The following is a 22,469-nucleotide window of genomic DNA, read 5'->3' as shown; positions in this document are numbered from 1 at the left end:
ACTAGGTTTCGGAAACCTCAGGAAAAATAAAATGAAATTTAGATCCTTTTCCAGGGTTAGAATCAATTTCTAACTTAATGTCAAAATTATCTACTATTTGTTTCACCACAAACATCCCTAGTCCTGTTCCTTTACCCAATTCTTTGGTTGTAAAATATGGTTCGTATATTTTTTCTAAGGTTTCTTGTGACATACCTTCACCATCATCAGTTATGATTAGGTGAGCTTTTTTGCTTTGAAGATATGTTTTAATTTCGATTGTGCCAATATTATTAGTCGCATCAGCAGCATTCAACAAAATGTTAGAAAGTAAAAGTGCAAATTGGTCCGAATTCATACGGAACAGAATGATTTGTTCTGATTCGCTTCGTTGTATTTGACAGTATTTTAATTTAGCAGTTTCCTTAAACACTTGTAAAACGGTTGTAATTTCAGAATTCAAATTTAGAATTTCAGTTTTTTCGTGATTTGATTTTACGGATTTTCCTAATTGTAATAAATTTGAAGTTAGGGCTCTCAATTTTTCAGTTTGGTTCAAAGTTACCTTAAGAGCCCGATCTTTTAACATCAAATCAGCATTTTCACGAGATGCCATTTCCACAAATCCTTGTATAGCTGTTAATGAATTATTGATTTCATGGCCAATACTCGCTGCAACTACTGATAAAAAAGCTCTCCTTTCCGAATGAATGAGTTGTTCCACCATCATTTTTTTCTGTGTCACATCTCGGATCACACCTGTATAATAAGAATCCCCATCTAAACTATAAGAACAAATTGCGATATCAGCAAGAAAGGTTGAAGAATCCGACCTTTGTAATGTTACGTCAGAAAGTTGTAGTGTAGATTTATTCGGTTCCTGACTCAATACACTAGAAACTTGATTCATGTATTTTTGCATTTTATTTTCGGTAAATAAGAGACGTACATTTTGTCCTATTAAATCTAAAGGGGAGTGAAAACGAAACATTTCGAAACTAGATTTGTTTGCTGAAACAATGACTAACTTGTGATTGATTGTGATAACGGCATCCGATGTCGCATTTAATATAGCAGCGTTTTGTCTATTTAAATCTAAATTTTGTGTCCGAAGAGCTCTTTCCAATTTTTCGGATAACATTAATTTTTCTAAGTCAGAATCTTTTTGATTTTTGACTTCCAAAGCTCGTTTTACAACGGAAAGTAGCTGAGTCCTGTCAACCGGTTTGGAAATGTATTCATAAGCATGATAACGAATAGCCGCTTCTGCTGAAGATAAATTTGGATTTCCTGTAATTAAAATAACAGGTAGGTTTATATTTTTTTCAGCAATGAATTTGGTGAAATCGATACCAGACATTCCAGACATTAAAATATCTGAAATTACTAATGAAAAAATTTCATTTGCCTCAATTCTTTTAATTGCATCAGTAGCAGATTCTGAGAGTTCAATTTGGTAACCTTCACGAGAAAGGACACGTTTCAAAGCAATACGAATGTCTTCTTCATCATCGATAATTAATATTTTATCCATTTTCATCCGTATGAGCAGGAAGAAAAATTTCCACCTTTGTTCCTACCCCGTTTTTCGTTTTGATATAAATTTCACCGCCATGTTCGGCGATGATTTTTTTTGAAATTGATAAACCCAATCCAGTTCCTTGTTTGTTTCGTCTTGTTGTAAATAATGGTAAAAATACTTTTTCTAATGTGTCATCATCAATTCCAGGACCATTGTCTTCTACAGAAAAGACTACCCAGTCTTTATTTTGACTCCTAACTATATCAATTCCCAACTCAATTTTTGGATCCTTACGAGCTGTTTCCATTTCAGACAAAGCATTGATGGAATTGACAACACAATTGATCAACACTTGTTCGATTTCCTGCCATCGGACAAAAATTCCTGGAAGGTTAGGGCCTGCATGACGAGTAAAATGAATATTTTTTTTCCGACAGCTTACTTCTACCAATTCACTGGTTCTCACCAAAATATAATAGGGTGAGACAAAATCACGGTTTGGACTTTCCATCCTTCCTAAATCAAGCAAAGCTTTAACTAAATCGCGAATTCTTAAATTAGCAGCTTCAATTTTTTGTAGGATATTTTTCCTTTCGATTGGATCTGCTTCATCAACTGTGATTAAATCCTCTAAATATAGAAGTGCACTTTGTAACGGATTATTAATTTCATGTGCAAGTCCTGCTGCAATTTCTCCAATACTTGCAAATTTCATTGATTCAATCAATTGTCTATCTAATCGTTTTGTCTCAGTGATATCGGAAAAAACCAACATAACTTTTATGTCGTTTGGATTAAGCCTCCTAACAGGAATAAATTTGATTTCAAAAGTTTTTTCTTCACCTAATAATAGATAATCAAATTCTGCTCTTTGTGTTGTTTGAGTTTCGATTGAATTTTGTAGAACATCTGTTAATTTGGCTTTTGTTTCTTTATCAAAAAAATGGAAAATATTCTCTCCTATTTCGAATGCTAAAAGTTGAAACAACAAAAACTTAAATATTGGTGCAACTTCCAAGATCACTGCATCTTGATTAACGATCACAAAACCATTATTAATTGTAGCAAAAAATGTTCTTAGTTTATCTTCTCCATATTTGATTGTATATTCTGCATTTTGAATTGAAGATAAATTTAACAATAGAATCGTGATTTCATTTGTGTTCGTAAGTATCGTTGGTGTTAAAAAACTCTGTAATTGGAATTTTTGTTTTTCGCCAAACCCTGATTGTATTTCAATCTCGTGTTTGATATTTTGATTCAATAATTCTTTTTTGATCTGTCCAGGAAGAGAAAGGATTTCGAAAATAGATTTTTTTCGAATCTGTTCTAAAGTTAGAGAAAAAAAATCTAAAAAGCGTGTGTTGGCAAATTGAATATTTCCAACCGAATCAGTTCTCAAAAAAGGGATTTCTAAATTATCATTATTGTGAACAGAATGATTCTCAATTTGAGTTTTCCATTCTACAAAAACAATAATCATTTCGTTTTGTTCTTCGTAGAATTCAGAGATAGATGAAATAAGAACAGTAGCTGGTATTTTTTCTTGGTTTTGATTTAATAGATGAATAACAAACCATTCATTGTTTTGATCATTCGCCTTGTTTAGTATTAAAGAAGTTTCAAAAAAGACTCGATTGATCGAACAAGGAAGATTTTCATTAAATCCCAAACGGTTATTGATATGTTCATGACAATATAGAATATTTTGGGATTTGAGATCGACGAAAAGGAATGGATTCGAGGAATGGGAAAGTAGCTGCGATAACCTGAGAATTTTACTATCTAACATTATGATTAAACTTTTTTACCGAAGCCTTTATCGAAATTATCAGTCCCAGAGACGTAAATCAATGAAAATTATGGGTGGAATTCCCTCTTATGCCAATATGGGTGGCCACCGTATTTTTTATTGGAAGTTTGGAAATGGGAATCAAAAACCAATTGTTTTTTTCCATGGTTTGTTGGACGAAAGTTTTGGCTTTCGTCGAGTCGTTAAAGAACTGTTAAATGAAGGACATAATATTTATGTTTTTGATTTGCCTGGATATGGAAAAAGTAAATTACCTTTAGTCAAATATTTATATCAAATAGATGTTTGGGCAAATTTGCTTTTAGAGTGTTTCGAAAAGTTAAATCTAAAAGACATTTGTTTGGTTGGTCATTCTATGGGGGGACTCATCTCCCAACACTTGGTACTGGCAGACCATAACAAACTTGTTGAAAAATTAATCCTACTTGCCCCAGGTGGAATCCCTCATCCAGAACGAGAAAAAATGCGTAAAATTTTGTTTCCCAAAACGGAAAGACAAGTTGTATTACTTTTACGTTATTTATATGGTGAAGAGTTTCCTGAACCAGGTTATTTATTCCGTCATACACTTGTTACGATTTGGAATGACAAACCAAATGAATATCTGCAAGAAAATACATTACGTAGGGAAGATGAAATTTTTTTTGGTGCAAAAATGAAAGGGATAAAAATCCCAACATTGATTTTAGCAGGTGCAGAAGACGAAATTACTCCACCGTTTATGATGAATCAAATGAAATCTTATATCAAAAAAAGTAAACTAGTTTGGATTCCCAAAATCAGACATGCAATTCATTTGGAAAAACCAGACGTGGTGGCAAAAAACATTAGAGAATTCTATTATTCTTAACTATTATGAAAATTTATTCTCCGTCATCACCGATGGCATCAACTGGGCACATCGCCATCGCAGCTTTCGCCTGTTTTTCTTCGGACGGACTGGAAGGTTGTTTTTTGAAAAAAATGTGCGTTTCGTCCGCATTGTATTCTAACAGGTCTGGTGCTTCTTTGATACAGTCATTGCAGGGAACACAAGTCTGGTCGACTTAGTATTTTCCTGGTACATTCTCGGGTTGTTTGATACTTTTATCTGCCATAGAGTATTTTTACTTTTTAACAGACCCCCCCTTATAAAATAAAGCATATATGACGAAAAAGAACATCCTCATCGTCGAGGATGAACCATTCCTCGGACTTAATATCAAACAGAAAATCGAATCCTTCGGTTTTCATGTGATTGCAGTTGTACCTTCCGGGGATGAGGCATTTCAAATTGTGTCTGAAAAAGTGCCAGATCTCATTTTGATGGACATCAATTTAGAAGGTTCTCTCGATGGGATAGAGACTGCGGAATCCTTACGAGATCAATTTTCTGTCCCGGTTTTGTTTTTAACCGGATTTTTAGATGAAACATCCAAACAACGGATCAATCAAAATCCTTCTTATGCTTACCTTATGAAACCATTTTCGACTGACCAATTGAAAGAAGCGGTCACTGGATTTATGGTTTAGTGTTCCGGCCTTCTTTCCCAACGAATTAAAAACTCACGATTACCATCTGCTCCTTGGATAGGAGATTCAGCTAATCCAAGAAATCGAATTTTTGGATCTATGTTTTTGATTTTTTTCCAAACACTCCTAATCGTATATCCAATGCTATGCGAATCGATCAATACTCCTTTCTCTAACTTTGAAGGATGGACTTCGAATTGTGGCTTTAAAAGTGTAATACCTCTCCAATGAATTTCCGGATATTTTTGAAACAACGGTATTAAAAATCCGAAAACTGGAATTAAGGAAATAAAACTCAAATCCATTGTGATCCATGAATCTTTAGTGAGAGCACCGAGTGGTAAAAGAGGTAGTTCCTTTAAGTGTGTTCGATCGAATACAAAAACTCTAGGATCATTTGCTATTTTTTGAGCTAACTGTCCGTAACCTACATCAACTGCGATCACTCGCAATGCTCCTTTTTCCAATAACACTTGGCAAAATCCACCAGTCGAAGCCCCTAAATCGATACAGGTTTTTCCTTCTACTTGTATGCCTTTCCATGTATCAAAAGCACCAAGTAGTTTATAGGCACCTCTAGATACATAGGTTTTAATTTTTTCTTTGATTCGAACCTTATCTTTTGCTGTGATAAGGGTTCCAACCTTGGAAATAATAATATCATTAACAAGAACAGAACCTGAAAGGATCAAGGATTGTGCTAATTTTAAGTCATTCGCAATGCCTTCTCTAACGAGAAAATCATCTAGCCTAATTTTTTCTTTCAGCAATGTATTTAGGTAATCCTAAAAAGAAGTCATGATTTAACGATGGTAGATCGGAGGCCAAAGAAATTGCTTTGGAGACTGACTCATCCCGAAGTGCTTTCGTTTTCTCCATACCATACAAACTTGGATATGTTAATTTACCTGCCTTTGCATCTTTTCCAGGTGTTTTACCAAGTTCTTCTAAATTCCCTTCTACATCAAGGATGTCATCAGTGATTTGGAATAATAATCCGATTTCTTTCGCATAACTAGAAAGCGTCGACTCTCTTTCTTTCCAATCTTTTCTTAATCGGTTACCTAAAAGAAAAGAAGATTCGATGAGGGCACCTGTTTTTTTTTCATGGATTGAACTTAGAATGGATTCACGCCCATGGATATTTGGTTTCTTTTCTTCTTCGATGTCCTCCATCTGCCCAAGGATCATACCTTCCATCCCTGCACCTTTATGTAATATCTGGATAGAATCACGTAGTTGCAGTGGATCGGATGTGTCCATCATCGATAATAAATAAAAACTAAGTGAGTTGAGTGTATCACCTGCTAAGATTGCGGTCGCTTCATCAAACTGTTTGTGACAGGTTGGTTTCCCTCGGCGAGTGTCATCATTATCCATCGCAGGCAAATCATCATGGATAAGAGAATAAGTGTGAATACATTCGACAGCTAAGGAAGCAAGAAAAACCGAATGGTTTGTCGCATTAGAATCAGGATTTAGCAATTCGTTTGGTTCAAAATATGCGTTAAGGACAAAAATTGGTCTAACTCTTTTCCCTCCAGCTTGTAAACTATACAAACAAGCTTCTGTTATGCGAGTTTTTGGTGAAAACAATTTGATTGTGTAGGATTCAAAAAAGGTATCAAAAAGATGTTTGGAAGTATAAAGAATTTTTGAAAACGAATTTGGCACGGTAGGATGAGACCGGTTCTATTTAAGAACCGATCTTTGAATCAATCAAAAGCTTAGTTAAGCTCATACCCTTTGAAGAAAAACGCAATTTCTTGTAAAGCGTTCGCAACAGAGTCAGAACCGTGAACTGCATTTGCTTCCTTACTTTCAGCGAAAAGTGCTCGGATGGTTCCTGCTTTTGCTTCTTTCGGGTCAGTCGCACCAATGACGTCTCTCCAATGAGCAACTGCGTTGTCACGTTCAAGAGCACAAGCAACGATTGGACCAGAAGCCATGTAAGTGCAAAGGTCATTGTAAAAAGGACGAGCCGCATGGACTGCGTAAAATTGTTTTGCGTCTTCCAGGCTCAGTTTTAGGAATTTCATTCCTAGGATTTTGAATCCTTCTTTTTCGATTCTTTGAAGGATGTCCCCGATGTGTTTGTTTTTCACTGCATCGGGTTTAAGCATAATAAAAGTTCTTTCCATATCTCCAGTTGCACGGAGAAACCCAAAAAAGCAATCGAATCTTTAGGTGGTTAAAAAACGTACCAATAGAAAAGAAGTAGGGAGAAGGTCCATTTTTTCAAAACCTAACTCTTCCCAGACATTCAAATCAATTAGGATCAGAGAATACCCTGTGATTTGGTTTAAAGCTATTGGATAAGGATTGAGATCGGTTTCCGGTTGGATAAGGTTTTCCACTTTGATTTTATTCGATTTCATTCCTTTTAAGGAAGTGAGTTTCTGAGCAAAACCGAGGATGGGATCTTTTTCTCCTTTATAAAGAATGGCAACTCGTTCAATGGTTTCGAGACCATTGTCGATAAGAACACCTACCGTGGCAGGGCAATAGTTTAAAATCCCTTTGATTTTTCCTCCCGTATAACTGCGAGAAAACAATGGTTTTGCCGCACCTATCAGCAGGATGTCGGAGTGTTTGATTTTAGCAAAATTGACTATTTCATATGTGACATTATCAGTGATTCGGTATTCCGTTTGTACTTGGATTCCTAAATTTACGCCTGTTTGGCGAATGGCTTCAAAACTTGCATCTCGGTACTTTCGAATTTCTTCATTTGATAAAGAATCATTTGGAGAAATATGCAAAGCGATGAGCTCTAAATTTTTCTTTTGGTTACCAGATAAGGAAAAAGCAAACCGGACCAAACTTTTTCCCATTTTTTCTTGGGCGAAAGCTACAAGGACACGTAGTTTGCTATCTGAAGGTTTTTCTGAGAATGGTGTAGTGGTTGTCCTTGCAAAAAACTTTTGGATTCCATCGAGAAGGGGACCTGTGGAAAGGGTTGTGACAAGAGCCATAAGCACAAATACAGCAAAAATTTCAGGACTGAGGATTCCTAAATCATACCCTATATTGAGAACAACAAGTTCCATTAGGCCACGAGTATTCATCAGAGCGCCGATGGATAACGAATCTTCCCAATTGGAACCTGCAACCCTAGCGGCAAAGGCACTCCCGATAAATTTTCCCACGACAGCCACAAGTAACACTAACCCAAAGACTAGCCATAAATGGGAATCATTGAGAAGATTCACCTTTGTGCGCAGTCCAGTGATCACAAAAAAGATGGGGAGGAATAATATGACTGCGAGGTCTTCAATTTTCTCAGCGATTAGTTTTTTTAAATTTCCTTCAGCCGGCATGATCACACCTGCAAGAAAGGCTCCAAAGAGAGCATGGATCCCAATCACTTCGGTAGTTAGGGAAGATAAAAATAAAATCATCAAAATGAGAGCAACGGCTGTTCTTGTCAGGTTCTCTCGGGAAATATAAATGGAACCCAATCGTTTGAGAAACGGAGCTACAAGATAAATCATCGTTAAGATATAAGCAAAGGAAAGCCCAATGGTAAAGAGTGCAGTATTGAGGTTCCCTGCTTTAGAAATCGTTACGATGATAGCGAGAAGGATCCAAGCTGTAATGTCATCTGCAGCAGCACAGGTTAACACCATGGCACCAAGTGGTGTCCGTGTGAGATTCCTTTCTTGCAAAATACGAGCAAGTACAGGAAATGCGGTGATACTCATCGCAATGCCCATAAAAAGAGAAAATGATAAAAAACCTACATCTTTAGGTGCATAGTCAGTATAAAAATAATATGCCAAAATCATTCCCAAAAAGAAAGGAAAGATAATACTCGCATGACTAATGATAATTGCTGAATGTGCTTTGTTTTTTAGAACCGAAAGATCCAATTCCATTCCAATGATGAACATGAATAAAACGAGTCCAATTTGACTTAAAGTTCCGAGTGTTGGAAGGCTTGAAGGAGGGAACAAAAATCCCATCGTCTCTGGAAAATAATAACCGAGAAGCGACGGTCCGAGTAAAATCCCTGCGACAATCTCTCCCATCACGGAAGGTTGTTTTAATTTTCGAGTGAATAGATACCCTACAAATCGAGCGGAACCACAAACGACAATGATTTGTAAAAACAATAGAGCTAATGGGTGGTGAAACCGATTGAAAAAATTTTCTGTGTCTAAGTGTTCATTTACTGTGATATTAATATTTTTTGCGGATTCTAATACACTGCCAGCTTGGAGTAAGTAATATCCTAAACATCCAAATACAAGCAGGGTAAAACCGTAAAAAAAAGATGAACGAGTTTTCATAGACCCTCAATGCTCCGATCAAACGGAGAATTTTTTAACAAGTGCTTCCCCAACTATGTCTGGTACTTGGTTCGAAACTGCACGACCATGCCTTGCTACTTCTTTGACGATTGTCGAAGACACAAAAGAGTACTCATTGTCTGCCATTAAGAAATAAGTTTCAATTTCTGGTGCTAATTTTTTGTTCATCAAAGAAATTGCATATTCATAATCAAAATCAGTTACGGCACGAAGGCCACGGAGAATGACACGTGAATTTTTTTCCTTACAATAATCGACTGTAAGCCCTTCGAAAGAATCAATTTTGATTTTATCCCAACCTCGAAAGACCTTCGAAATCATCTCCACTCGTTCTTCAGGAGAGAAAAGGGATGTTTTTTTGGAATTGATGGCAACAGCGATGATGATCTCTTCAAAGAGTGGGTGCGCTCGCCGTATGATATCTAAATGCCCATTCGTAAATGGATCAAATGAACCTGGGTATACGGCGATATTTTTCATCTTAATGGTTCACCCTTGCCCATTCTTTCATCGGAAGGCCATACAAATTGATAAAACCTTCGGCATCATATTGGTTATACAATTCTTCTTTTTCAAAAGTGGAAAGTCCAGCGTTGTACAATGATTTGTTGGATTTTCTACCTACAACAGTGCAGTTTCCTTTGTATAATTTAATACGAACCGTTCCATTTACATATTTTTGTGTGTAATCCATATAAGCACGAAGGGCATTCATTTGATTGGAATACCATTGGCCATTGTAAATATAACGAGCAAACTCTTGCGAAAGTTCGTCTTTTTTGTGTTGGGTATCTCGGTCGAGAGTGATAGACTCTAAGTCTCGGTGTGCAATGTGTAGGATGGTTCCACCGGGTGTTTCATAAACTCCTCGAGACTTGATACCAACAAGTCTGTTTTCTACGATATCCACACGACCCACTCCATTTTTTCCACCCAAATCATTTAAGGTTTCCATCACTTCAAGAGGGTTCATTTTTTTTCCATCGATGGCAACACAGTCTCCATTTTCAAAATCCAATTCCAAATAGGTTGGTTTGTCAGGTGCTTTTTCTGGAGACACGGTGAGGATAAACATATCTTCTTTTGGTTCGTTGTATGGATCTTCCAAAATTCCACCTTCAAAGGAAAGGTGCATTAGGTTTCTGTCCATACTATAAGGTTTAGCGGCTGTTACAGGGACAGGGATTCCTTTTTTCTTGGCATATTCAATCAGGTCAGCTCGGCCGCCAAAATTCCATGTTCTCCATGGAGCAATGATTTGTAAGTTAGGCGAAAGAGCTTTGAATGTGAGTTCGAAACGTACTTGGTCGTTTCCTTTTCCAGTGGCGCCATGAGAGAATGCATCCGCTCCTTCTTTTTTGGCAACCTCGGCCATTGCTTTTGCAATGAGAGGCCTTGCAAGAGAAGTTCCGAGTAAGTATCGCATTTCGTAAATCGCATTTCCGCGAATTGCAGGGAAGATAAAATCGCGAGCAAATTCCAAACGTAAGTCTTGGATGTAAACTTTGGAAGCCCCTGTATTTTTTCCTTTTTCTTCAAGGCCAGTTAATTCTTCTTTTTGGCCTACGTCGGCACAGAAAGCGATAACTTCACATCCATAGGTATCTTTCAACCAAGCAAGGATGACCGAGGTGTCGAGTCCACCTGAGTAAGCGAGAACGATTTTTTGGGGAGCAGGTTTCTCTTTCATAGAATAAGGTCAAAATAAAAGAAAAAACTAAGAACACAATTAAATATTGTCTGAAACGAAGTTGTGTAGTAGATTTGGTGGATGCGTTTTTTTGTCTCTTTTTCTGTTTTTCTAAGCATTGGGATTTTGACACTCCATTGCAAAAAACAACCCCTAGAAACTTCGATTCTTTCAGTGAATCTTCCCAAACCAAATCTCTACTTGCAGATTGAAGGGAAAGGTAAACGAGGCACAGTCGTTGGCATCGAACCCTATCTGAACAAATACAGTTATGCCACTGAAGAAAGTTTTTATGCAAGTGTAAGAGAATACTTCCAAAAAGCAAAAGACAATGAAAACATCTTTGTAGACCGAACCATCATTGTATTGCCTGAATACATCGGAACTTGGTTAGTTGTGACAGCAGAAGACAAATCCATTTTTGAGAAGGAAACTATCACCGAAGCTATGGAAGAATTGGTGAAACAAAACATTGGTTCCTTCCTATGGCATTATGTTTTTAGTCCTTCCTATTCTTCTGATCACTTAAAAGAAACACTCTTCCGTATGAAGGCGTGGCAAATGACGGATCGTTACCAGTCGATTTTTTCACGTTTGGCTCGTGAATACCGAGTTGCGATTGTGGCGGGGTCAATTGTTTTGCCACACCCAAAAGTAGTAGAAGGAAAGATCACACCAACGGATGGTCCACTTGAAAATGTGAGTTTTTATTTCCATCCCGATGGCCGAGTGGATGACCAAATTGTTCGGAAACTCTTTCCCATTGCAGAGGAAAAACAATTTTTAAGCGAAGGGAAGTTAAATCAAAATCCAACTTATAGAACAGCATTAGGAAAGTTATATACAATGGTATGTGCTGATTCTTGGTTTCCGGAGGTGTACCAAGAACTAACAAAAACTGAAGCTGAAATTTTGGTAGTCCCTTCTTTTGTCGCCCCTAAAGATGTATGGTCGGAGAAATGGAATGGTTACAACGGTTATGCGAATCCAAAAGATATCAATCTCAAAGATATTGGAACCATCACTGAAAAATTGGCTTGGAAAAAATATGCAATGAATGGTCGTCTTAAAAATCCAAATGTCAAATTGGGAATAAATGTTTTTTTTCGCGGAGAGATTTGGGATATGACAGCTTCTGGTGATGCATTTTTACAATTTTTGGGAAAACCGGTGAATAATTTAGTAAAAGAAGAAAAAAACCAAGGCAGGTTGTATGTATTCTATCTCTAGAAAGTCCTTTCTCGCATTGTTAGTATTTTGTGCCGGGATCAAATCCAAAATCAAATATTTTTATTTTAGTGATTCGGAAATCAAAACGGTCACTAGTTTTGCAGAAGTAGTGTTACCGATTGAAGAACCAGGGATGCCTAATTTAGAGGAAGCAAGTGTTATGCGAAGATTAGATGAGGAATTGTACTTTGTTGCGGATGAAATCCAGGAAGATTTCCATGCCGCAGTCATGGTTTTGGAATTCATACCTTTGCTATATTGGAAATTTCGAACTTTTTCGAATATGGAAAAAGAGGAAAGGATTCAATTCTTGGAATCAATTGCAGAAACAGATTCGGATACAATTCGTGCCGTTGTTGGAAATTTAAAACTTTTGGTGTTCCTTGTTTACTATGGTCATAAGTCCACTTGGGATTCTATTTCCTACCCTGGTCCTTTTGCCAATCCTCCTGAAAAATGGAGTGAAGCCCGCCTCCATTACCAAAATTTACTCAAAGGAAATTCGGTATAAGATGAAAAAAACAGGAATGTATCGAGATTACAAAAGTTACCAACCAGGGGAAGTGATCCAAGTGGATGTTGTTGTGATTGGTTCCGGTTGTGGTGGGTCAACCATGGCATATGAACTATCCAAAAAGGGAATTAAGGTCGCATTACTCGAACAAGGTGGTAATTATCATACAGGCACCTTTGATAATAATGAATTGAACATGGCAGGGAAAGTTTCTGCAGAAAGGAATTTTCATACAACCAGTGATGGTGGGATCAACCTGGTATACGGTAACAATTTAGGAGGAGCCTCCGTGCACTACTGGGCAGATAGTTACCGTACTCCTGAAGACAGGCTACTTTTGTGGAATCGAAAGTATGGTATCGAAAACCACCTTCCTGAAGATCTAAACCCATATTGGAGTGAATTGGAATCTGACTTACATGTATCTCCTGCCACGGAAGAATACTTCAATCCGATGAATCGGTTGTTTCGGAACGCATCACAACGATTAGGTTGGGAAGGACATGCTGTCCCACAAGCCAGGAAAAATTGCCAAAAATCTGGCCACTGTATGCAAGGTTGTCTTTTCGGTGCTAAACAATCCCAACTCATCACTCATATCCCTAGTGCTGTTCGGCTTGGAACCGATGTTTACACTGATCTAAGAGCGGAGCGGTTGGAAATTGTGGGAAACCAAGTGAAAGGACTTGTGGCTGTGGTCATCGATAGACGAACTTTAAAACCAACCCAAACCAAACTTCGTTTCCAATCCAAAGCGGTTTGTGTTTCGGCGGGAGGGTTTGGGAGTAGTAAATTTTTATTAAAGAATGGTTTGAAAAAAAGACTACCGGCGCTCGGTGAATTTTTGGCAATCAACCCATCCCCCATGGTACATGCGTTATATGAAGAGTCGATAGTTCAGTGGCGGAATATCCCTGCTGCCTATGGAGTTGAAGGGTTTCGGTTGGCCAAGTTCCAAAATGGTTCGTACAAAGAAGGAGGGTATATGCTCATGCCAAACCAATTACAACCAGCCACCCTTGCTGCTCTCTTACCAAGTTTCGGAAAAGATCACTTTCGTTATATGAAACAATTGGAACATTTGGGTGGAACCATCGGTTGGATTGATGATGTAGAGGGAGAACTTGGTTCGATACAAGTGGATTTGTTTGGAAAAACAAAGATAAATTATCCATTTGGAAAGACCACCAAACAAATATTCAGCGATCTTACCTACAAACAGATGAAATTAAATTTTGAAGCAGGTGCCAAAGAAGTTTTCCTTGCTGGTATGAAACTACGCAAATTCACAAAATTACCAAAAAAAGAAGAGATTGATGCCCTTGCATGGAAGTCAGCTGAGTTTCCAATGGCAGCCCCACACCCAGCAGGAGGTTGTAGGATGGGAAAATCGAGCGAAACTTCAGTTGTGAATTCCAAACACCAAGTCCATGGGTTTCAAAATTTGTTTGTGGCTGATTCCTCAGTGTTTCCTACAGGTGTCAGCGTGGATCCCAGTTTTACCATTATGGCATTTAGTAAAAAGGCATCCGAGTTTGTAGCAGACGTTATGTGAGATTTTTGTTTCTAAAAACTGCAACAGTTTCCACATGGTCAGTTCTTGGGAACATATCAACTGGTTGTAAGGAATTTAAAAAATACTGTTTTGTGAGTAAAATGGAATCTTCCCTGAGACTCAATGGATCACATGAGACATACACTATTTTTTTGAAACCCATTCCTAGGATGGTTTCGATCACTTCTTGTCCGAGACCAGTTCGTGGAGGATCGAGAACAATGGTGTCGTAATTTTTTCCATATAAAGTTGGTAAAACTTCTGCCACTCTACCTTTTCGAAACCGAACATTATGTACTTTATTGTATTTTAAAGATTCGAGAGCTGTTCTGTGAGAATTTGGATTTTCTTCGATCCCAAGTACTTCTTTACTTTGGTTTGCGATCCAAAAGGAAATTGTTCCGATTCCTGAATAGGCATCGATTACACGTGAATCCTTCTCGATTTCATCTAATACCAAATTGTACAAACTAGGAGTTTGAATGGGGTTTACCTGCAAAAAGGTGGAAAGTCCGACTCGGAATTTATGTTTTCCAAAATGTTCGTGGATGTAGGGTCTACCCCATAACAGATGTTCTTCGCGACCAAGTGCCATGGTTGTGTGTTTGGTATTGATGTTGTGAATGATACCCACAAGTTTTCCAAATTTTCCAGTTTTTCCAATTCGATTTTGGATAGCTGTATGTAGTCTTTTGGAAGCATCCTTTGCATGGGGAAGGTCTTCTTTTGCGGTAACAATTCCTAAAATGATTTCCCCAGTGGAAATTGATTTCCTAGCCACAAGATACTTCATCATACCTCGTTTGGATTTTTCATTATAAGGTAATAGTCCTTCTCGTCTAGCCCATTGTTTGACGGCAAGTGCAACTTCTGTGAGTCCAGGATCCTGGATTTGGCATTCTGTTTGGTCGAGGACAAAGGAAGCTTCTTTATTAAAAAGTCCAAGTGTAAGTAAGGTTTTATTTCCTACATTTCGTCGGCCAAAAGGAAGTTGGATTTTGTGACGGTAGTATTCAGGAGATGGGCTTGGAACAATGGTTTTAAATTCTACGTGACGATATGCCTTAAACAGCTCTTTGATGTTTTGTTCTTTTTTACGAAGTTCTTTTGTGTAATCGATATCGAGATAATTACATCCTCCACAAGTTCCAAAATGAGTGCAGATCGAATTGTTAGGTTTTGTTGTTGTCATATTCGATTACCCGAACCAACCAGTTGGCTGATCGATTGGAATCCTCGGTCTTTCACCACTTTGTCTAAGTAAGAACAAATTTGATAGGGTAAAAAGGGGCCTTCATAGATATAACCAGTATAAATTTGGATTAGGTTGGCACCAGCTTCCATCATTTGTAAGGCTTTTTCTCCCGTATCAATTCCACCAACTCCGATGATCGGAATTTTTCCTTGTAAGGTTTTGTAAGCAAGGGAAACAAAACGAAGTGATTTTTCGAATAGTGGTCCACCAGATAATCCACCTTCTGGAGGACTTTCTTCACCTAGGCTTTGTTTGTCGAGTGTAGTATTGGTAAGAATCACTCCACTAATTTTGAAATCCAAACAAACTTTGAGATTTTCAACGAGTTCTTCTTCCGTTAAGTCAGGAGCAAATTTTAAATACAATGGAATGGGAAACGAGTTTTGGAATTCCTTTTGGATGCCTTGGATGAGATCGATCAAACTCTGTTTGGATTGTAGAGAACGTAAACCAGGGGTGTTGGGTGAACTGATATTGATCACCGCATAATCACCGTAAGGAATTAGTTTTTTTAAAGTGTATACATAATCACTGACTGCGTCTTCCAAGGCTGTGACTTTGGATTTACCAGCATTGATCCCTCTCACTCCCAACTTTTGTTGGTTTTTTAAATTGGTTTCGGCTTGGTCTGCACCTGGATTATTGAAACCCATTCGGTTTACCAGTGCTTTGGCTTTTGGAAAACGAAAGAGTCTTGGTTTTTCGTTTCCTGGTTGTGCTTTGGCTGTGATCGTTCCGACTTCAATAAATCCAAATCCCATATGGATCATGGTAGGAAATAGCTCGGTTGTTTTATCAAAACCAGCTGCAAGTCCCACCGGATTTGGAAATCGAATCCCCTGAATGGTTTGTTCCAATCGACTGGAATGATACTGAAAGATAGCAGAAAGTGTTTTGTGGAAAAAGGGAATTTTTTTAGACAAAGAAAGAAAGGTAGCGACTAAATGGTGTGCTTGTTCAGGATCTAAATGGAATAATATGGGTTTGATCAGTTTGTGGTAAAACAAGGGAAAAATCCTTACGTTGATTCTTTTTTCCCTACGATTTCTTACAATTTCTTTCCGAAAAAGACAATGTTTCCTACATTCCTCAATAGGACAGTACTTGATGCCCTCTAATTCTCCCATATCACGTATTTGGCAAAACCCGTCTGCCTTCCCTCACGAAGAGGTGCTTCGAGAATTAGAAAATTTACTCAGATCAAATCCAGACTTTTGGTTAAAAATCAACCGAGAAGGGATCATTGTAGATTATAAAACTTCTCGGTTCGTGAACATAGGTGACAAACCAGAACTTCTACTTGGCCAACATATCAGTGTTGGATTACCACCTTATTTAAGAGAGATTACTTCAGAAGCACTCGCATACCTTACTGAGAAAAAAAGTTTGGTGTTTTGGAAAGAGTATTCTTATGGAGAGGAACCAAACATTCGTCATGTGGAAGTTCGATTTGTGGTTTTGTATGATGGTTTTATCATGTCCAACCATCGTGATATCACTGAAAGAAAACGATTGGAGAACGCTTTTTTAGAAAGTGAATCCAGGTTTCTTTCCATGGCACAAAATGCAGCCGATTCCATTGTAATCATCAATGACGAAGGGATCATTCAGTTTTTTAATAAAACAGCAGAAAATACATTTGGTTACAAACAAGAAGAAGTTATTGGAAAAAATGTAACCATCATCATTCCTCCTGAATACAAAGACAAACACGACGGATTTTTACGACGATATAAAGAAACTGGAGAAACTAATATCATTGGCGTGGGTAGGGAAGTGTTCGCACAACGGAAATCAGGTGAAGTGTTTCCATGTGAACTTTCCGTTGGTGAATTTAAAACCAAAACGGGAAAAATGTTTACTGGAATTCTCAGAGACATTAGCCAAAGGAAACTGCAAGAAGAAGAACTTTATCAATATAGAAACCATTTAGAGGACTTGGTAGAAAGCCAAACTATGGACTTAAAGATGTCCAAAAATATTGCTGAAGAAGCATCTTATATGAAGTCTCTTTTTCTTGCGAATATTTCCCATGAGTTAAAAACACCAATTCATGCCATTTTAAGTTATGCAGAACTTGGAGCAGAAAAGTCAGCAAGTGTAACACCAGAAAAAATAAAGGAATACTTTCAAATCATTGATTCTTCGGGCAAACGACTACTTTCTCTTTTGGATAACTTACTTGATATTGCCAAACTTGAATCAGGAAAGATGCGATACCTGTTCGAAAAGAACTGTTTAAAAGAAACTACTAAGTTTGTGATCAATGAAATGCGAGCGATTTTGGAAAAAAGAGGGATCACAGTTGTTTTACTTGATAAGGAAGAACGTTGGGAAGCGGAATTCGATTATGAGCGTATCCAACAAGTGATCAGAAATATCATCTCTAATGCATTAAAATTCATCCCAAATGACACTAATATAGAGATCAGTTTGATAAAAAGAGAATTTATTCCTAGAAAATCTCAGTCCTATGTCAGAGGGATTGGCATACAAATTAGAGATTTTGGTCCTGGAATCCCACCAGAGGATCTTGATAAAATTTTTGAAAAGTTCATCCAATCGAAACAAGTGAAAGCAGGAACAAAAGGAACAGGACTCGGTTTGTCAATTTCAAGAGAAATCGTCAACGATCATAATGGCCTTTTGTACGCAGAAAATCATGAAGATAAGGGAGCAGTATTTACAATGATAATACCATGTTCCCGTGAGGGAATTCGATGATCAATTTACTTGCTGTAGATGATGAAATGATCAATTTGATGATCATCGACGAATCTTTATCAGACAAGGGATTTACTGTTGTCAAAGCAAAAGATGGAGAGGAAGCTTTCCAAATTTTAAATTCTGGTACCTTTTTATTTCATGCCATTATTTTGGATCGATTGATGCCAAAGATGGATGGAATCGAACTTTTAAAAAAAATAAAACGATCCGAAAAATACAGAGACATTCCTGTTATTTTTCAAACTGCCATGAGTTCCATCACAGATATGACGGAAGGCCTTGATGCTGGTGCCTTTTATTATTTAACCAAACCATATTCGAGAGCATTACTAGTTCGCATTGTCCAAACGGCCGTTGAACATTTTATCAAATTACAAAGGGCCAAAGAAGATTTGCACAAAGGAATGGGTGCACTTCGTCATATGATCACTGGCGAATTTCGGATTCGTTCGATTCGCGAATCACATGAATTAGCACCCTTACTTGCCAATGCTTGCCCTGATCCAGAACGTGTGTTAACCGGTATTATGGAAATTTTAAACAATGCCATTGAACACGGAAATTTAGGAATTTCTTACCAAGAAAAATCGGAACTACATGACAATGATAAGTTGATGGAAGAAATCTTTCGTAGGCTTGATACACCTGAATACAAAGACAAATTTGTAAAAGTTAGTTTTGAAAGGAATCAGGAACGGATCGAAATTCGTATCAATGACCAAGGAAAGGGTTTTGATTGGAAACGGTATTTGTCAATTGAAGCGATGACGAAAAATGCCTTCAAAACACATGGCCGTGGAATCTTTATGGCAAAAAAATTATCCTTTGATGACCTAACCTATATTGACGAGGGAAGGACAGCGATCATCCGGATAGACCTTACCAATAAAACAAGTAATTTACTCACTGATTTTCAAGAATGATTTTATAAAGTAAATACAAGTGGATCAGTAAAATCAGAAATGATTTGGTTCACATGAGGTTTTAATTCGTTGATTGTGTGTGAGGTGGCAATTCCAATTATGGAACAACCTGCCGCTTTTCCAGATAATAACCCGGCAATGGAGTCCTCAAACACCACACAATCCTTAGGATCTAAACCCAAACCTTTTGCACAAAGTGAATACACTTCTGGATGTGGTTTGCCATGTTTGACCATGGAACCATCGATGATCACATCAAAATAAGATCGGATGTTTAGATTGTCTAAAGTGAAATTGACATTCATCGTAGGAGCTGAGCTACCGAGAGCGATTTTCACTTGGTTGGCTTTTAAATACGAAAAATAATCAAGGATTCCCAAGTGAGGTTTCATTTCTTTAAGGTATAAGTTTTGGTACAAACTTTCTTTTTCTGCACCGTACTTTTGAATTTCTTCTGCACTAATATTCCCAAAGATCATTTTGAACAAATCGGCATTCGTTTTTCCATTATAAGTATCTCTATAAATTTTTGCATCAAGAGGGAATTTGTATCTTTTTGAAAACTCCATCCAGGCTTGGAAATGGAATTTGTGATTGTCGACAACCACTCCATCCATATCAAAAATAAATCCTTTATGTTGCATTTTGAATCCTTTCCAATTCATAACCTCCGACAAGGCCTGTCATAAAATTGGGAATATTGGTTGTAAATGAGAATGTTTTTTTCTGAAAAGGGTGAGTTAACGTGATCGAAAGTGAATGGAGTGCCATACGAGGATAGGATCTTGTTTGGTTGCCATACTTCGTGTCACCAACGATGGGGTAGCCTTTATCTGCAAAATGTACCCGGATTTGATTTTTTCGGCCAGTGATGAGATCGATTTCTAATAGAGAATATAAATTTGATTCTTTTAACACTTTGTATTTTGTTTCAGAATACTTTCCCTCTTTCGGATCATCCACAGAATACACGCGGTGTGCTTTTGATTCCGTGAGATAGGATTTGATGGTGCCTTGTTTTTCTTTCCAATGACCGTGGGTAACAGCAACATAAGTTTTTTTCGTTTTATCCCAATTATCTTGTAACGTTTGTTTTGCGGTTTCTGTTTTAGCAAATACAAGGATCCCGGAAGTATCTCGATCCAATCGGTGAACAATAAAAATGCGATGTTTGGACCTTTCACTTCCCTTTTTCACATAATCCATTAGGGAAGCATAGGCAGTTTTTGATTTTTCTGACTCTGTGGCGATGGTCAAAAGCCCTGCTGGTTTATCAACTACAAGCAAATCTCGGTCTTCATAAATGATGTGTAAGCCTTTTGGTAAAAACCGAGTGTTTGTTTTTGGGTTCATTCTTTCAATAGGAGTTTTAAAACATTTGGATTGTTTTGCCGTTCTGCAAATTCAATCGCTGTTTTACCCCATTTATCTTTTTTTTGTGGATTGGCTCCTGCGTCTAGTAGTAGTTGGATGAGTGCGTATTTTTCATTTAGGATGGCACTGTGAAGTTTTGTGGTACCGTATTTGTCCAGGCCATCGATATCCTTTTCAATGGTTAAAAATAAGGCAAACAAAGACGGATCGAATTTCCGAATTTTGATCATAAAAAAATGGAAATGGGTGCGATTGTAGTTTCTTTCACCTAACGCATAATTTGGATTTACACCTTGTTCCAATAATAACCGGATGATTTCGTTTTTACTAAAATTGATGGCAGTGGCAAGTGGGGTATTTCCATCTTTCAAGGGAACATTTAGATTTGCTCCCTTGGAGATTAAAAACTTAGCGAGATCAACATTTCCCAGTTCAGCAGCATAATGGAGGAGTGTATACCCATCTTCATTTCGTTTTGTATTGACATCAAATGCTTTGTTTACTTTTTCTTTGATGGTTTTGGGATCACGCATCTGGGAAAGATTGAGATCGTTTGCATCGATTGAGTTCAGCGATAGTAATAATAAGATAAATAAACTTACGAAAGTTTGATTACAATTTGATCGGATTACCATGGAGAGGACCCTCCTTGTGGGCGTAGGATGACAATTTGATTGCCGGTAGAAAGGCCTAAGACTTCTTTTTGTTTTGGATGGACTGCCAGTAAATGGGGATGAATATAATGTTCATCATTGTTAGAAACAAACAAAAGTTCTCCTAGTTTGGTATCGACGATATACACTTTCCCAGATGAGTAAAGTCCTCCGATGATCAAAATTTGATTGGAAGGTGCAAATACTTCTCCTGCATCAAAAAACGAGGATCGAAACATTTCTTTTTTTGTCGTTAAATTGAATCCGTAAAATTGGATGAATCCAGTTTCCACACCTGCAGAACAAAATAAATGGTTACCATCAGGTGTGACGGCAATCGATCGAATCGTTTGTCGATCTTTTGTTTCCAAATCTTCCGAATCACTTCGAGGGATGTATACAATTGGACCTGCCGGTTTTTCTTCTACGATTTCAAAACTCATGTTTTGATCCATGACGGATGGTGTGATTTCATGGATCCTACCATGTGCATTTCCATAGAGAATCGAATTCCGTTTGCTCACGTAATGGAATGGGAATTGGAGGTGGGCAATTTCAAACCCTGCAGGTTGCGTCCAATCAGCTGAGTTCGGATCTGCAGTTAATTGAAAGTCATTCAGTTTTTTTCCCGTTACCGTATCATAAATGATGAGCCTCCTATCATAAAAATTGGGTCCTTCCATATTATGTTTATAGGATACTAAAATCTTTTTTCCATTTTCTATGAATCTTGCATTGTCAATGGTGAGAATCCAGTTGGGTGAAAGACCTGCTTCTTGCCTGTTTGTTTTACTTTCATCTCCAGGGTATCTGTAGTCGATGTCCGCGGTAACAGAATAAAATAACGAATTCTCCGATGGTAAAAATTTCGTTATACTTCCGTTAGATGATGAGCGAATGACTAAATATCGTTCTGAAGATTGAGAATTTGGATCGGTTTGTCCAAAACTTAAAAAGAATTGTCCATTAGGTGAAATATCAAAAATTTTTGGTAATGCATTTTTGCTTCCGTTTTCCAAATCAAACTTCCATCAACCAAACTGATCCGATAGATCCAAAAATCAGTGGTTCCGATAAGAGCGGATTTGCCATCACTGTGGTACTGTATGCTAAATATATTTTGTCCGTCGATTGCGGGCGTGATACGAGTTTGGATTTGCCAAGAGAGATTGGTGTTTGTGACGGATGGCCCATCGTTTTGGAACTGCGGGAATTTTGCCTTCGTTTGTGGGCTTACCGAAATTATAGGAAACATTAGGAGAGCAAACAGATAGGTGTATCTCATGCGCGCGAGTCTAAAGGATGGGAAATCGGGGTCAAGACTTCCGCGGAAATGCGAATTTCCTACGAGAATGTCCTTTTTTCTGAGAATTAATGTTTAATTTATTGAATTTATTTCTGTTAAAGCA

At 37.6% G+C, this 22,469-nt stretch carries 22 protein-coding genes and 1 pseudogene; 7 read left to right on the top strand and 16 right to left on the bottom strand.

The window, feature by feature from the left end:
- Position 1 precedes the first annotated feature (1 nt).
- Both EHQ43_RS02600 and EHQ43_RS02595 read right to left on the bottom strand, forming a co-directional pair.
- The gene (locus EHQ43_RS02600) at positions 2 to 1,513 is read right to left on the bottom strand and encodes a hybrid sensor histidine kinase/response regulator (protein ID WP_135770075.1); all 1,512 of its coding nucleotides are present in this window, start codon (positions 1,511 to 1,513) and stop codon (positions 2 to 4) included.
- Positions 1,506 to 3,293, bottom strand: coding sequence for an ATP-binding protein (locus EHQ43_RS02595; RefSeq protein ID WP_135770074.1), 1,788 nt, complete (start codon positions 3,291 to 3,293; stop codon positions 1,506 to 1,508). The genes EHQ43_RS02600 and EHQ43_RS02595 overlap by 8 nt, the downstream gene beginning before the upstream one ends.
- A gap of 70 nt (positions 3,294 to 3,363) precedes the next feature.
- Between EHQ43_RS02595 and EHQ43_RS02590 the strand changes: the two genes are divergently transcribed.
- The gene (locus tag EHQ43_RS02590; protein ID WP_244242610.1) at positions 3,364 to 4,164 is read left to right on the top strand and encodes an alpha/beta fold hydrolase; all 801 of its coding nucleotides are present in this window, start codon (positions 3,364 to 3,366) and stop codon (positions 4,162 to 4,164) included.
- Positions 4,165 to 4,177: 13 nt separating this feature from the next.
- Here EHQ43_RS02590 and EHQ43_RS02585 read toward each other — a convergent pair.
- Positions 4,178 to 4,348: pseudogene (locus EHQ43_RS02585) on the bottom strand (ferredoxin); the annotation flags it as partial.
- Between the two features lie 112 nt (positions 4,349 to 4,460).
- Here EHQ43_RS02585 and EHQ43_RS02580 point away from each other — a divergent pair.
- Positions 4,461 to 4,826: a response regulator gene (locus tag EHQ43_RS02580; protein WP_100716181.1), complete on the top strand. Its 366-nt coding sequence runs from the start codon at positions 4,461 to 4,463 to the stop codon at positions 4,824 to 4,826.
- Here the strand turns inward: EHQ43_RS02580 and EHQ43_RS02575 are convergent.
- Genes EHQ43_RS02575 through EHQ43_RS02550 form a run of 6 tightly spaced genes read right to left on the bottom strand, consistent with a single transcriptional unit; the run spans position 4,823 to position 10,829 of the window.
- Positions 4,823 to 5,596: a TlyA family RNA methyltransferase gene (locus tag EHQ43_RS02575; protein ID WP_135770073.1), complete on the bottom strand. Its 774-nt coding sequence runs from the start codon at positions 5,594 to 5,596 to the stop codon at positions 4,823 to 4,825. The genes EHQ43_RS02580 and EHQ43_RS02575 overlap by 4 nt on opposite strands.
- Positions 5,577 to 6,500 carry a polyprenyl synthetase family protein gene (locus EHQ43_RS02570; protein ID WP_135740269.1) on the bottom strand — a complete coding sequence of 308 codons (924 nt, stop codon included), beginning with the start codon at positions 6,498 to 6,500 and terminating at the stop codon, positions 5,577 to 5,579. The genes EHQ43_RS02575 and EHQ43_RS02570 overlap by 20 nt, the downstream gene beginning before the upstream one ends.
- A gap of 53 nt (positions 6,501 to 6,553) precedes the next feature.
- Positions 6,554 to 6,967 carry a nucleoside-diphosphate kinase gene (locus EHQ43_RS02565; RefSeq protein ID WP_012387121.1) on the bottom strand — a complete coding sequence of 138 codons (414 nt, stop codon included), beginning with the start codon at positions 6,965 to 6,967 and terminating at the stop codon, positions 6,554 to 6,556.
- A gap of 42 nt (positions 6,968 to 7,009) precedes the next feature.
- Positions 7,010 to 9,118, bottom strand: coding sequence for a cation:proton antiporter domain-containing protein (locus EHQ43_RS02560; protein WP_135740270.1), 2,109 nt, complete (start codon positions 9,116 to 9,118; stop codon positions 7,010 to 7,012).
- 18 nt (positions 9,119 to 9,136) lie between these two features.
- Positions 9,137 to 9,619 carry a pantetheine-phosphate adenylyltransferase gene (gene coaD / locus EHQ43_RS02555; protein WP_135740271.1) on the bottom strand — a complete coding sequence of 161 codons (483 nt, stop codon included), beginning with the start codon at positions 9,617 to 9,619 and terminating at the stop codon, positions 9,137 to 9,139.
- A 1-nt stretch (position 9,620) separates the two neighbouring features.
- Complete coding sequence (locus EHQ43_RS02550) at positions 9,621 to 10,829, bottom strand: argininosuccinate synthase (RefSeq protein ID WP_135770072.1); 1,209 nt, start codon at positions 10,827 to 10,829, stop codon at positions 9,621 to 9,623.
- An 81-nt stretch (positions 10,830 to 10,910) separates the two neighbouring features.
- On the opposite strand from EHQ43_RS02550, the gene EHQ43_RS02545 reads away from it, so the two are divergent.
- The 3 genes from EHQ43_RS02545 to EHQ43_RS02535 are packed head-to-tail and all read left to right on the top strand — an operon-like array spanning position 10,911 to position 14,128.
- On the top strand, positions 10,911 to 12,059 hold the full coding sequence (locus EHQ43_RS02545) for a nitrilase-related carbon-nitrogen hydrolase (protein WP_135770071.1): 1,149 nt from the start codon (positions 10,911 to 10,913) through the stop codon (positions 12,057 to 12,059).
- Positions 12,043 to 12,570: a hypothetical protein gene (locus EHQ43_RS02540; protein WP_135740274.1), complete on the top strand. Its 528-nt coding sequence runs from the start codon at positions 12,043 to 12,045 to the stop codon at positions 12,568 to 12,570. Before EHQ43_RS02545 ends, EHQ43_RS02540 begins: the two co-directional genes overlap by 17 nt.
- A 1-nt stretch (position 12,571) precedes the next feature.
- A complete protein-coding gene (locus EHQ43_RS02535) occupies positions 12,572 to 14,128 on the top strand; it encodes an FAD-dependent oxidoreductase (RefSeq protein WP_135770070.1) in 1,557 nt (518 codons plus the stop codon).
- Here EHQ43_RS02535 and rlmD read toward each other — a convergent pair.
- Complete coding sequence (gene rlmD / locus EHQ43_RS02530; protein WP_135740276.1) at positions 14,121 to 15,320, bottom strand: 23S rRNA (uracil(1939)-C(5))-methyltransferase RlmD; 1,200 nt, start codon at positions 15,318 to 15,320, stop codon at positions 14,121 to 14,123. The two genes, EHQ43_RS02535 and rlmD, sit on opposite strands and share 8 nt — an antisense overlap.
- A complete protein-coding gene (locus tag EHQ43_RS02525) occupies positions 15,317 to 16,390 on the bottom strand; it encodes a quinone-dependent dihydroorotate dehydrogenase (protein ID WP_135770069.1) in 1,074 nt (357 codons plus the stop codon). The genes rlmD and EHQ43_RS02525 overlap by 4 nt, the downstream gene beginning before the upstream one ends.
- Positions 16,391 to 16,490: 100 nt before the next feature.
- Between EHQ43_RS02525 and EHQ43_RS02520 the strand changes: the two genes are divergently transcribed.
- A complete protein-coding gene (locus EHQ43_RS02520; RefSeq protein WP_135770068.1) occupies positions 16,491 to 18,107 on the top strand; it encodes a sensor histidine kinase in 1,617 nt (538 codons plus the stop codon).
- Positions 18,104 to 19,033, top strand: a complete 930-nt coding sequence (locus EHQ43_RS02515; RefSeq protein ID WP_135740279.1) for a response regulator — start codon at positions 18,104 to 18,106, stop codon at positions 19,031 to 19,033. Before EHQ43_RS02520 ends, EHQ43_RS02515 begins: the two co-directional genes overlap by 4 nt.
- A 2-nt stretch (positions 19,034 to 19,035) precedes the next feature.
- On the opposite strand, the gene EHQ43_RS02510 is transcribed toward EHQ43_RS02515, so the two are convergent.
- Genes EHQ43_RS02510 through EHQ43_RS19665 form a run of 5 tightly spaced genes read right to left on the bottom strand, consistent with a single transcriptional unit; the run spans position 19,036 to position 22,315 of the window.
- Positions 19,036 to 19,677: an HAD family hydrolase gene (locus EHQ43_RS02510; protein ID WP_135770067.1), complete on the bottom strand. Its 642-nt coding sequence runs from the start codon at positions 19,675 to 19,677 to the stop codon at positions 19,036 to 19,038.
- The gene (locus tag EHQ43_RS02505; protein ID WP_135740281.1) at positions 19,667 to 20,386 is read right to left on the bottom strand and encodes an RluA family pseudouridine synthase; all 720 of its coding nucleotides are present in this window, start codon (positions 20,384 to 20,386) and stop codon (positions 19,667 to 19,669) included. Before EHQ43_RS02505 ends, EHQ43_RS02510 begins: the two co-directional genes overlap by 11 nt.
- Positions 20,383 to 21,042, bottom strand: coding sequence for an ankyrin repeat domain-containing protein (locus EHQ43_RS02500; RefSeq protein WP_135770066.1), 660 nt, complete (start codon positions 21,040 to 21,042; stop codon positions 20,383 to 20,385). The genes EHQ43_RS02505 and EHQ43_RS02500 overlap by 4 nt, the downstream gene beginning before the upstream one ends.
- Positions 21,036 to 22,079: a hypothetical protein gene (locus tag EHQ43_RS02495; protein ID WP_244242609.1), complete on the bottom strand. Its 1,044-nt coding sequence runs from the start codon at positions 22,077 to 22,079 to the stop codon at positions 21,036 to 21,038. The genes EHQ43_RS02500 and EHQ43_RS02495 overlap by 7 nt, the downstream gene beginning before the upstream one ends.
- Entirely contained in the window at positions 22,010 to 22,315 is a 306-nt protein-coding gene (locus tag EHQ43_RS19665) for a hypothetical protein (protein WP_244242608.1), read from the bottom strand. Before EHQ43_RS19665 ends, EHQ43_RS02495 begins: the two co-directional genes overlap by 70 nt.
- Between the last annotated feature and the right edge of the window lie 154 nt (positions 22,316 to 22,469).

It is taken from the genome of Leptospira bouyouniensis (genome assembly GCF_004769525.1).
Taxonomy (GTDB): Bacteria; Spirochaetota; Leptospiria; order Leptospirales; family Leptospiraceae; genus Leptospira_A; species Leptospira_A bouyouniensis.
Note: the sequence above shows the minus strand (reverse complement) of the source record. Positions and strands in the feature narration are given on the sequence as shown.